General features: G+C 71.1%; 6 protein-coding genes. 4 read left to right on the top strand and 2 right to left on the bottom strand.

Annotated elements, in window-relative coordinates:
* The first annotated feature begins 177 nt into the window (after positions 1-177).
* Entirely contained in the window at positions 178-3,495 is a 3,318-nt protein-coding gene (locus OG521_04450) for a tetratricopeptide repeat protein (protein WUW20076.1), read from the top strand.
* A 404-nt stretch (positions 3,496-3,899) separates the two neighbouring features.
* Entirely contained in the window at positions 3,900-5,651 is a 1,752-nt protein-coding gene (locus OG521_04455) for a beta-galactosidase (protein ID WUW20077.1), read from the top strand.
* Positions 5,652-5,720: 69 nt separating this feature from the next.
* Here the strand turns inward: OG521_04455 and OG521_04460 are convergent, their stop codons facing one another.
* Positions 5,721-8,159, bottom strand: a complete 2,439-nt coding sequence (locus OG521_04460; protein WUW20078.1) for an RICIN domain-containing protein — start codon at positions 8,157-8,159, stop codon at positions 5,721-5,723.
* 118 nt (positions 8,160-8,277) lie between these two features.
* Entirely contained in the window at positions 8,278-9,714 is a 1,437-nt protein-coding gene (locus tag OG521_04465) for an RICIN domain-containing protein (GenBank protein WUW20079.1), read from the bottom strand.
* Between the two features lie 365 nt (positions 9,715-10,079).
* On the opposite strand from OG521_04465, the gene OG521_04470 reads away from it, so the two are divergent.
* Positions 10,080-11,063 carry a LacI family DNA-binding transcriptional regulator gene (locus OG521_04470; GenBank protein ID WUW20080.1) on the top strand — a complete coding sequence of 328 codons (984 nt, stop codon included), beginning with the start codon at positions 10,080-10,082 and terminating at the stop codon, positions 11,061-11,063.
* A 508-nt stretch (positions 11,064-11,571) separates the two neighbouring features.
* Positions 11,572-12,498, top strand: coding sequence for a sugar ABC transporter permease (locus OG521_04475; protein ID WUW20081.1), 927 nt, complete (start codon positions 11,572-11,574; stop codon positions 12,496-12,498).

A 12,498-nucleotide genomic window follows, 5' to 3' on the forward strand; every position in this document is an offset into this window, starting at 1 on the left:
TCCCGGGGCTGATGCCGACTGCCGGGGCGGCGGTCGACTGGGCACCCATGACCGCGCTTCCGGGGGGTTTCCTGCGAAGCCGCACACCCGCTCCGAGCGCCAACTAGCCTGGTCAGCAACGGAATGTGCACCTTCCGGAGGGGGCTCATCTCCGGAAGCAACGGGGACCGGGGAGTAATGGACACTGCTGCGGGGCGGTTCTGGAAGCACGTGCGCCATGTGTACGAAGCGGCTGGGTCTCCTGCGCTGTCCCGGCTCGAGGTGCTGGCGCGGGATCTCGGTCTGCCGCGGAAGGCCGACGGACCGACCCGGCGGCCCGCAGCGGCGGGACCCGGAAGATCGACGCAGTACGCGGCCGGAAAGTCCGCGATCAGCGCCTGGCTCAACGGCGAGAGCGTGCCCGCACCCGACCGCGACGCCCACTTCCTCGCCGTGATCCGCTTCCTCGAAGGCCGCGCACAGGACAAGGGCGGCTACCGGGCCCTGCGCCCGGGCGCCTGGCAGCAGTTGCTCGCCCAGGCACGGGCCGAGCGCGAGGAGTCCCGCGGCGGCCGGACGGCGGCGAGGCGCGAGGCCGATGTCCAGGGGCCGGTCAGCCTCCCGCCGCCCCCTCTCGGATTCACCGGCCGCGAGGGGGAGGCCGAGAGGATCCTCTCGTGGCTCGGCCCGGTACCCGAGGCCGCCCCGGAGGAGGGCGGACCGTCCTCAGCCGTCTGTGTCGTGTCGGGCATGGGCGGGGTCGGCAAGACCGCGCTCGCCCTGCATGCCGCTCACCGCGCGCGGAACGTGTTCACGGGAGGCGTGCTCTTCGCTGACCTGCACGGCTATATGACGGACCATGAGGTGGAGGCCACAGCGGTCGTCGACCGCCTCCTGCGCATGGTCGGCGTCGGGGACAAGGACCTGCCGGCCACCTCGGACGGCAAGCGGGACGCCTGGCACCTGGCCCTGAACGGCCTGGCCGGGGAGGGCCGTCCGCTGCTGGTGGTCCTGGACAATGTCCGCAAGGTCACTCAGATAGCCGACCTGCTGCCCGCCCAGCCGCACCGCATGCTCGTCACCAGCCGTCACACGCTCGCCGCGCTGCCCGCCCGGCGCATCGAGCTGGACCCGCTGTCCGCGGACGAGGGCGTCAGGCTGCTGGACCGGGCGTTGCGCGAGGGTGACACCGACGACGTCCGCGTCACCGCCCGGCCCTCCGACGCACGCCATCTGGTCGAGCTGTGCGGGAAGCTTCCGTTGTCCCTGCGGATCATCGCGGCCCTGCTGCGTGACGAACCCGCCCGTCCCCTGTCCGGCCAGGCGGAGGAACTGGCCGACGCCCGCACGCGCCTGGACGCCCTGCAGTACGAGGACACCGACGAACACGGCAGTCCCCTGGCCGTCCGGGCATGCTTCGATCTGTCCTACCGGCATCTGAACGGGCCGCAGAAGAGGACGTTTCGGCTGCTCGCCGCCGCCCCCGGGCCCGACATCTCCACCGAGGCGGCCACCGCCCTTCTGGAGGAGGGCTCTGCCCGGCGGCTGCTGGCCGATCTCGCGCGGGCCCATCTCCTGCAGAGCACGTCCGCCGACCGCTGGTCGCTGCACGATCTCATCCGGCTGTACGGCGAGGAGCTCGGCCGGGCCCACCTCGGCGACGACCGGCGCGATGCCGCCATGGACCGGCTCCTGGACCACTACCTCTCCCTTGCCCGCGCGGCGGACGCCCTGATCGCCGGCGGCGAGGACACCGCCGTCCCGGCCCTGTTCGCCGGACGGGAGCAGGCGCTCGCATGGCTGGATACCGAACGGGCCGCTGTCGTCGCCGCGGCCGTGTGCCCTGCCGCGCGCGGCCACGCCGCGGCCACCGAGCTGGCCACCGCCCTGACCCGCTACTGCATCGGGTGCCGGCACTTCGACGAACTGAACGTTCTCACCGAGGCCGCCGCGGAGGTCCTCGGCGAACGGGGGGACCGGGCCGGCCAGGCCGTGGCCCTGAACAATCTCGGCAACGGCCTGACGCGTGTGCGGCGGTTCGAGGACGCCGTGACAGCCCACGAGTCGGCCGTCGCTCTGTGGCACGGCCTCGGAGATCCGTACGGCGAAGCGACCGGGACGGCCAACCTGGGCCGTGATCTGCTGGACCTGCGCAGGTACCAGCAGTCCATCGAAGCCCAGAGCCGCGCGGCCGAGGCCTTCCGCGAGCTGGGCGACCCACGCGGCGAAGCCGCCGCGCTGGACAACCTGGGGAGCGCTCTGGTGGCATGCGGGCGTTCCAAGGAGGCGATCGACGCCCACAGTGCCGCGTTCGAACTCTGCCGCGAGATCGACGACCGGCACGGTATGGCCGGTGGGATGAGCCTTCTCGGCCATGCCCTCGACAGGGCGCATCGGTACGAGGAGGCTGCGCGCTTCCACGGCACGGCAGCGGATCTCCACCGTTCGCTCGGCGACCGGCGGAGCGAGGCGGGAGCGCTGGGAGGGCTCGGCGACGCCCTCAGGAAATCGGGCCGCCACGGCGAGGCGTTCGCCGCCTACAACGCGGGCCTCGGTATCTGCCGTGAGATCGGCGACCGGCAGGGCGAGGCCCAGGCGCTCAACCGGCTCGGGCATGCCTCCATGGCGGTGCGGCGGACCGATGAAGCCGTGGGCACCCACATGGCCGCCATCGGCATCGACCGTGAACGCGGCGACCTGCATGCGGAGAACACCTCGCTCAGCGGCGCGGGCCATGTGCTCACGGACGCGCACCGGTACGAGGAGGCCGTTGACGTGTACGAGCGGCAGGTGGCCGTCTGTCAGGAACTCGGTGACCGGCGGAGCGAGGCCGACGCGTGGGGAAGCCTCGGTCTCGCGTTGCAGGCGGCGGGCAGGCCGCAGGAGTCCATTGACGCTCAGGCCAACTGCGTTGCCGTGCACCGGGAACTCGGCGACGCGCACGGGGAGGTGATGGGACTCAATGGGCTGGGTATCACCCTGGAGGAGGCCGGCCGCCTCGACGAGGCGATCGAGGCGCGTACCCGGGCGCTCCACCTGTCCCGCACCCTCGGCGTACGCCGTGACGAGGGCATCGCTCTGGACGGGTTGGGCAGCGCCTTCACGCGGAGCGGGCGCTGCGAGGAGGCGATCGACGCCCATACCGCCGCCGTCGAGATATTCCGCGCACTCAACGACTCGGAGTGCGAAGCCATGGCCCTGCACGGGCTCGGCGGCGCCCTCCAGGCTGCCGGCCGGTTCGAGGAGGCCGTGGATGCCCATGCCCGGGACGTGGAGATCTGCCGGGAGCGGGGCGAACAGCGGCTGGAGGCGATGGCGTTGGGCAGCTTCGGCGAAGCACTCGTGAGAGCGCGCAGGTTCCGGGAGGCGGTTGACGCCTACACGGCAGCCGCGGGCCTCTTCCGTGCACGCGGTGACCGGGGCGGTGAGGACAGGGCGATGAGCGGGCTCAGGCAGGCGCAGGAGGCCGTTGCGGCATCGGCGGACAACGGTGACACACCGACGCCGCCCCGGTAGACGGGGGTTCGCAGACGCTCAGGCCGCGCAGCAGCCGCCACTGCTGGTTGGCGCCGCCCGTCCAGGTTCACCTGATGACAGGGGCTCCGTTGCCGGTCGGGCTCGTTCGCCACGTCCAGGGCCCTGCCGCCGACGCCGTTGACGACGCGGAAGGCCCTGGTGAGCATGGCGACGGTGACCTGGGGCGCGTGGCCACGTAGCATCATGATTGCGTAAACACTCGCGAACCCGAGTGGCGATTGAACTCCTGCCGCGCCACGCGGCGCTGTCGCACCCCCATCAAGATGCCGCAGGGTCGGATCAGGTCCCGGCGAACACTTGCCACAGCAATCATGTTTACGCAAACATAGCGCTGGCAGGCTTCTCGACAGCGCATCCCACCCCCAGCACAGGAGCACCCGTACATGCCTCTTCTCCAGTCCGACGGCGGCGGCTTCACTCTCGACGGCGAACCGTTCCGGCTCCTGTCCGGCGGGATGCACTACTTCCGCACGCACCCCGGCCAGTGGTCGGACCGGCTGCGCAAGGCCAGGCTCATGGGCCTCAACACCGTCGAGACCTACGTGCCCTGGAACCTGCACCAGCCGCGGCCCGACAGCTTCAGCCTCGACGGCGGCCTCGACCTGCCCCGGTTCCTCGGCCTCGCGGCCGCGGAGGGACTGCACGTGCTGCTCCGGCCCGGCCCCTACATCTGCGCCGAGTGGGAGGGCGGCGGCCTCCCGTCCTGGCTGCTCGCCGAACCGGACATACGGCTCCGCTCCCGCGACCCCCGTTTCCTCGCCGCGGTCGACGACTACTTCGACCGCCTGCTCACGCCGCTCCGGCCGTACCTGGCCTCCCGGGGCGGCCCCGTCCTGGCGGTACAGGTGGAGAACGAGTACGGGGCGTACGGCGACGACACCGGGTATCTGGAGTACCTCGCCGCCTCGCTGCGCCGCTGCGGTGTCGACGTGCCGCTCTTCACCTGCGACCAGCCCGCGGACCTGGAGCGCGGCGCGCTGCCCGGCGTCCTCGCCACGGCCAACTTCGGCAGCCGCTCCGACGAGGGCCTGGCCACTCTGAGGGCCCACCAGCCCAAGGGGCCGCTGATGTGCACCGAGTTCTGGATCGGCTGGTTCGACCGCTGGGGAGCCCACCACGTCGTGCGCGACGCCGGCCATGCGGCGCGGGAGCTGGACGAACTCCTTTCCACCGGGGCGTCGGTGAACTTCTACATGTTCCACGGCGGCACCAACTTCGGCTTCACCAACGGCGCCAACGACAAGCACACCTACCGCCCCACCGTGACGTCGTACGACTACGACGCCCCGCTCGACGAAGCCGGCGATCCCACGGAGAAGTTCACCGCCTTTCGCGACGTGATCGCCAAGTACGCTCCCGTGCCGGACAGTCCCGCGCCCGCGCCCGGCCCCAGGCTCGCCCGGCAGACCGTGCCGCTCACCGAGACCGCCGCACTGCTGCCGCATGCAGCGGCGCTCGGTGCGGCCGTCGACGCGCACCGCCCCCTCACCATGGAGGAGCTGGAACAGGACTTCGGCTTCGTCCTGTACGAGACGACGCTGTCGCTCAAGGGCCCGGCGCTTCTGGAGGTCGAACAGGTCCGCGACCGCGCCCAGATCTTCGTCGACGGGCAACCCGTGGGCGTCCTGGAGCGCGAGAACCACGACCACGCCCTGGCCTTCACGGTTCCCCGGGCCGGCAGCACCCTCACCGTCCTCGTCGAGAACCAGGGACGGGTGAACTACGGGCCGGGCATCCACGACCGCAAGGGTCTGCCCGGCAGGGTCCTCCTGGACGGCGCCGAGCTCGCGGGCTGGACCAGCCGGCCCCTCCCCCTCGCGGACCTGGAGGGCCTCCCCTTCGCTCCCGCGGCCGCCGCTCCCGTCGGACCGGCCTTCCACCGGGGCGTCTTCGAGGTGACCGACCCGGCCGACACCTTCCTCCACCTCGACGGCTGGACCAAGGGCAACGCCTGGGTCAACGGCTTCGCACTCGGCCGTCACTGGTCCCGCGGCCCGCAGCGGTCCCTGTACGTGCCGGCCCCGGTTCTGCGCGCCGGAACCAACGAGGTCGTCGTGCTGGAGCTCCACGCGGCGCACCGGGCCCGGACGGTCGAGTTCCGTCCGACGCCCGATCTCGGTCCCACCGAGGAGTAGCCGGCGGCCGTACGACGGGCCATCGGCGCGGGCCCGGTCCTTCGACCGGGCCCGCGCTCCGCTGTGGCGTCAGTCCTGCCGGAGCTGCTGTGCCCCGGATCCGTCGCAGGTGCGCTGCACGGCCTTCGCGCCGTCCGCGGTGGAGGCGCCGTCCACGTCCAGGCACTTGGCGCTGTGCCGGGCCCTGAGCGTGAGGTACCCGTCGCCCGTGCCGCGCACCGCCCACTCCTGGTTGCGGCCGTTGTTGCACGCGTACTGGAGGACGACCGCGCCGTCGGCCGTGGAGACGTCGCTCACGTCGAGGCACTTGCCGCTGTGGCGGGCCACGACGTTCACGTATCCGCCACCGGTGGGACGGAGCGACCACTGCTGGTTCGTACCGGCGGTGCAGCCGTACTGCACGACGGCCGCCCCGTCGCCGGAGCCCGCGCCGCTGACGTCGAGACACCGGGAGCTGTGCCGGAAGGCCAGGGTCCTCCAGCTGTCCGGTGCCGCGCTCGGGAGGGTCCAGGACTGGTTGGCGCCGGTCGTCGGCCGGTAGACCCCGACCGGCGCGCCGTCGCCGGTGGAGGCGCCGGTGACGTCCAGGAGTTCGCCGCTCGCCCTGTTGATCAGGGTGTGGTGGCCGTCGCCGGTGGTCGAGCGGATCCACTGCTGCGCGGTGGACGTTCCCGGTGGGGCGAGAGTGAGCGTTCCGTCGGATGCCGAGAGTGCCTGGCCCGTCTTCGTGCTGGTGACGCGGTAGGCGGCGCCGGCGCTCCAGTCCGTGGCCGACAGCGGGGTGAAGGTCCACTGCTGTGCGGGGTCGGCGGGTGCGGAGGTGCGCTGCACCGGGGTGTTCCCGCCGTTGACGGTGGCCACGGCGAGCGCCTTGCCGCTGTTGTCGTTGACCAGTTGGCGCGGGGCGCCCGTGGGCGCGGTGGCCGTCGCCGGGTCCACACCGGTGACCGTGGGCAGGACGAACGTGGTGACGGAACCGGGGCCGACGGTGGCCTTGAGCGTCCGGCCGGTCACGGCCGCGTCGGTGTCGCGTTTGAGATTGCGGGTGGCGTCGGTGGTCCACCGCTCGACGGGTCCGTCGGCCGCCGTGCGGAAGCCGTCGAGGTCGAGGGTGAGTTCGCGTGCTTCGCCGGTCGGGTTGGAGTGGACGACCACCACGCCGTCCCCGCCCGGCCGTACCGCGGCCAGGGTCTGCGGGTCGTCGGTGTCGACGATGTGCGCGCCGGGGCGCACGAAACGGCTGTAGTTCGCCATCGCCCAGTACTTCTTGTTCTTGCGCAGCGGTTCGGTGGCCGCGTCGTCGGGGGTGAGGTCCGTCTGTATGAGGCCCCAGTTCGAGTTCTCGTGACCGGGCGTCATGTTCTCGTAGTCCTCGACGGCCTGCCACAGGACCCAGGCGCTCGGCTCCAGCTCCCGGATGTCGTCGTTGATGTGCCGGGCGAGGTCGAGTGCGGGGCTCATGTCCGTGAAGCTCTGCGGGACGCTGCCACCGGTGTCGACCTCGGACATCCACAGGGGCGTGCCCTCGCCCTTGGCGATGTCCCGGGCCCCGGTGCGGCCGCCGGTCCCGTACGTGTGCGTGTTGAGCCGGCCCACGGCCTCGCGTGCGCCGGGCGCGTACGCCTCCCAGTCGGAGCGGAAGGTGTCCGGGTTCGTCTCGTCCATGGCGGCGATCGGGGTCTTCACACCCTTCGCGTCGAGCGCGGCACGCAGGGTCGTGATCATGCGGGCCTGGGAGGCCGGGTCCCAGTGCGAGCCCTCCTGGCGGCCGCCCGCGTGCCAGTAGTCCGTGTCGGGCTCGTTGACCGGTGAGACGGAGTCGAAGGTGACTCCGGTGGCGGACTGGGCCCGTTGGAGGGCGCCGGTGAGATAGGCGGCGAACCGGTCGTACTGGTCGGCCCGCAGGTTGTCCTGCCCGCCGTCGCCCGCTCCGGAGACCAGCCCGCTGTTGGTCATGAAGTACGGGGCGGAGTTGGAGAACGCCTCGAAGGTGCGGGCCCCGCGCGCCTTGGCGGCCGTGAGCCACCAGCGCTGGTTGGCGTCGGCGCCGGGGTTCCAGTGGTCGGCACGGTCCGGGTCCCACCAGTCGGGGGTCTCCGGGCCTGGCCGGTTCCAGTAGCCGGGGACGGCCGCGCCGGGCCGCATGTACGGGGCGGTCTCGGGGCTGTCCCCGCCGCCGATGTTGTAGCGGGCGATCGTGAAGCCGAGGCCGTCGGCACCGTAGAGGGCGTCCGCGAGCGCGTTGCGCTGTGCGTCCGGCCAGCCTCCGGTGACGTTGGCGAACCAGGCCAGGGCGGTTCCCCATCCTTCGAAGGCCGGATGCTGGTAGCTGGGGTCGAGGCGTACGGTCAGCGCCGCGGCGGGGGTCTCCGCGGCACTCGCCGTCTGCGTACCGGTGCCCACGGCTGTGACGGCCGTGGCGACGAGGGCCGTGGTGGCGCCGAGGACGGCCAGGTTCCTGAGCCGCCGGGTTCGACGTGCCGGCGGTCGGTTGCGGGTGCAGAACACGCGTGCTCCTTCACGTGGGGGTGAGGTCGGCCGGGGTCCGTCACCGCGCCTCCCGGCCCGGGGCCGGGAGGCGCGGTGACGTGGGGGCCGTCGTGGGGGGTGGTGGTCTCGGGGGCGGTCAGACCGCCGAGCGCCGCCACTTCTGGTTGTCGCCCGCGTTGCAGGTCCACTGCTCCAGGGCGGTTCCGTCGGCCGTCGACTGATTGACGACGTCGAGGCACTTGCCGCTGTGCCGGGCCACGAACTCGACGTAGCCCGCGGTGTCGGTCGTCCGGACCTTCCACTGCTGGGATGCGGAGCCGTCACAGGTGTTCTGTACGGCGAACGCCCCGTCGGCGGTCGAGGCGCCGGCCACACCGAGGCACTTCCCGCTGTGCCGGGCCATGATCTGGACGTTGCCGGTGCTCAGCTCCTTGATCCAGAAGTTCTGGTTCACACCGCTGCCGCAGCCCCACTGGATCAGCTGCGTGCCGTCCGCCGAGTCGAAGTTCGCCACGTCGGCGCACTTGCCGCTGTTACGGGCGGCCAGCGTCTCCCAGGGCACGTTCATTCCGCTGACGGTTCCCGCGGCCGCGTCCACGGTGATCTGCGGGGAGTAGTCCATCGTCATGCTCGTACGGGTGGGGAAGGCGATCGGGAGCCAGACGTACTGGGAGTCGTTGACCGTGCCGCCCATGGCGTTGCCCCAGCGGTCCCCCATGTAGAGGAACGAGGTGCCCCCGGTGCCCTGGACGGGGAGGACGAAGGCGGTCTGGCTGCGGTAGGCCGTCGGGTCGCCGACGTCCTTCAGGCCGGTCCAGGAACCGGTGACGCTGGAGGCGGTGGCGTACTTCTGCTGGTTCGGGGCCCAGCCCGTGGCGCCGGAGGTCAGGAGGAAGTACACGCCGTCCCGCTTGAACATGGCGGGCGCCTCGCGCCACTGGCCCGGCCACAGCTTCTGGACCTGCGACTCGACCGCGGTGTAGTCAGGGGTCAGACGGTAGACGTGCAGGTCGGCGTTCTCGTTGGCCGCGGAGATCATGTAGCCGGTGCCGTCGGTGTCGACGAACGTCGAGATGTCCCGGGACATGTGGCCGAGCGGCCGGAAGCTGCCGCGCCATGCGTAGTCGCCGTCCACCGTCGAGGACACCGCGACGGCGGCGCGCGCCTCGCCGTAGTCGGAGGTGTTCTCCTTGTGCATCCACATCACGAACTGCCGGGTGGCCGCGTTGTAGATGACCTTGGGCCGCTCGATGTTGGCCTGGTCGAGCTCCGGATCGGTGGCCTCGGTCAGGACGTGGTTGCGGAACTCCCAGGACTTCAGGTCCGTGGAACGGTATGCGGAGACGTACCGGAAGGTGTTGTCGGTGTTGCGGTCCTCTCCGAACCAGTAGTAGTACTGCCCGACCTTGATCACGCCGCCCCCGTGCGCGTGGACGGGGTTGCCGGCGGGATCGGTGAACTGTGTGCCGTTGACGACGGTCACCGGGGCGGCGTGGGCGGTGCCCCCGGTGGTGAGCAGGGAGAAGAGGAGGGCGCAGATCATTGCCGCCGTCCTGGGGATGTTCAGTCGCATGGCGCGACACCTCGTGGTCTCTCGTCGGACTGGTTGCCGCGCGGACAGCACGGCAGACGGCCGCCGCGGAAACACGGAGCGGCGGGGTGGGGGGAGACGGCCCTTCGGGCTGTGCCGAGCACCGCTGCTTACGTGATGTTTTCGTAAACACGATGTAGCCGGAAGTGTGGGAGGGCGCGCGGAAGCCTGTCAAGGAGTCGGACGAAAGCGGCCGCCTTTTGACCCGGAGGGCCTGTTTGCGTCAACATGACTGCATGGGGGTGCAGCCTGCGCGCACCCCCAGAACCTCTGGGAAGGAGCGGTCGAAGGTGGCGGAAAAGGCAACGAGAACGCCGCGCTCGCGACCGCCCCGGAAGTGGCCCTCCATGGCGGAGGTCGCGGCGAAGGCGGGTGTTTCCTCACAGACCGTCTCCCGCGTGGCCAACAACCACGACAACGTCGACGAGACGACGCGCGCGAGGGTTCTGGCCGCGATGCAGGAGCTCGGCTACCGCCCGAACGCGGCAGCTCGTGCGCTGGTCACCGGCAAGTTCGGAGCGATCGGCGTGGTCAGCTTCGACGTGGGCGCGCACGGCAACGCCCGTACGCTCGGCGCCATCGCGGACGCGGCGCGCGAGGCGGGGTTCTCGGTCAACTTCATGGGAATCCGGGCGCAGACCGAAGCCGCCGTGCGGCAGGCCTTCCGCCATCTCATGCTGCAGTCCGTCGACGGCATCGTGCTGGTGGAGTCGCAGATGCTCGACACCCCGTCGCTGCATCTGCCGCCCACCATGCCGGTGGTCGTCGCCGACGGCGACACCGGTCACCAGTACCCGAACGTCGACTTCGACCAGGCCAGCGGCACGCAGAGCGTGGTCCGGCACCTGCTGGAGCTCGGCCACCGGACCGTCCACCACGTCAGCGGCCCGCGCGATTCCTTCGCCGCGCGGCGGCGAGCCGAGACATGGGAGCGCACGCTCGTCGCGGCCGGCGCCCCGGTACGTCCGACCCTGTACGGGGACTGGACCGCCGAATCGGGCTACCTGGCCGGGCGGACCCTGGCCCAGATGCCCGAGGCCACAGCCGTCTTCGCGGCGAACGACCAGATGGCGCTTGGGGTCCTGCGCGCCATGCACGAGGCGGGCCGGTCCGTGCCGGGCGAGATCAGCGTGGCCGGCTTCGACGACGTGCCCGAAGCCCCCTTCTTCGAACCCCCGCTGACCACGGTGCACCAGGACTTCGACGTGGTGGGCCGGCACTGTGTGACCCTGCTGCTGGAGCAGATCGAGCGCCGCGGCAACGGGCCGCGGCGCCTCGCCGTCGAACCCACTCTCGTCGTGCGCGCCAGCACGGCACCGCCCGCCGTCTGACGGATTCCGGGCTGCTGATCCGACGGCCGTCCGCTCGCGGGCCGGGCCGCCGGCCGCCCTCCGGATGCGCCGCCGCGCCACACGTACGTTGAAGCCGCGCCCCGTCGCAAGGTGCTCGGCCACCCGGCGGAGCACCCGTCCACCCCGCCCCCACCAGCGGTTTTGCCTGCGTCACCCCGGCGGCGGATCCGTGCGCTCGGCGCGCGTGCCCCGTACGCCGCCCCTCGGGCCGCCGAGCTCACACCGTTCCGCCGGCTGACCGAGCCCGCCTCCGGCCATCGTTCCCTGCGTCAACTCACGGCCTCTCGCCGCACATCACGGTTGATCGCTACCTCCTTGTGCTTGACGCCCATCTGACGGTGATGCAACCATCGAGCCACTCGATGATTACGTAAACATCAGCCATCGGCTCCCACTGCTTCCGGCCCTCCTCATGCGGCCTTCCCATTCAAGGCCCCAGCCTCCTCCCCCGTTCCCGACCAGTCGGTCACCGACGCAAGGAACCACCATGACGCTCCTGACGACCTCTGCGCAGGCGGTCCAGCCGCCGCGCGGGCGAACCCTTCTCCGGCGCCGGAAGGAGGCCTTCGTCGGCTGGGGATTCGTCGGTCCGTTCGTCGCGGTCTTCGGCCTCGTGTTCCTTGCCCCCATCGGATACGCGCTCTACCTCAGCGTCTTCCGGGACCGGCTGATCGGGGGCACCTCCTTCGTCGGCCTCGACAACTACAGCGAGGCGCTCACGGACCCCCGGTTCTGGGACGGACTGGTCCGCGTGGGCCTGTTCCTCCTGGTCCAGGTGCCGATCATGCTCGGCATCGCGCTGCTCATCGCCCTGGCGATCGACAGCGGCCGGCTGTACGGCACGGCGTTCTTCCGCGTCTCGGTCTTCCTGCCGTACGCGGTACCCGCCGTCGTGGCCAGCCTGATCTGGGGCTTCATCTACGGCACCCGCTTCGGTCTCGTCGGCAACATCAACGACACCCTCGGGGTGACACTGCCCGACCCGCTCTCCCCGTCCCTGGTCCTGGCCGCCATCGGCAACATCGTGACCTGGGAGTTCGTGGGCTACAACATGCTGATCTTCTACTCCGCGCTCAAGGTCGTCCCGCGCTCGCTGTACGAGGCCGCGGCGATCGACGGCGCGGGCGAATGGCGCATCGTGGCGTCGGTCAAACTGCCGGCGATCCGCAGCGCGCTGGTCATCGCCACGATCTTCTCGATCATCGGCAGCTTCCAGCTGTTCAACGAGCCGAGCATCCTCCAGAAGCTCGCCCCCAACGCCATCACCAGCGATTTCACCCCCAACCTCTACACGTACTCGCTGTCCTTCGCGGGCCAGCAGCACAACTACGCGGCGACCGTGGCCATCGTGATGGGCGTGATCACCGCGATCATCGCCTACGCGGTCCAGCTGCGCGGCATGCGGAAGGGCTGA

The sequence above is a fragment of the Streptomyces sp. NBC_01463 genome (assembly GCA_036227345.1).
Taxonomy (GTDB): domain Bacteria; phylum Actinomycetota; class Actinomycetes; order Streptomycetales; family Streptomycetaceae; genus Streptomyces.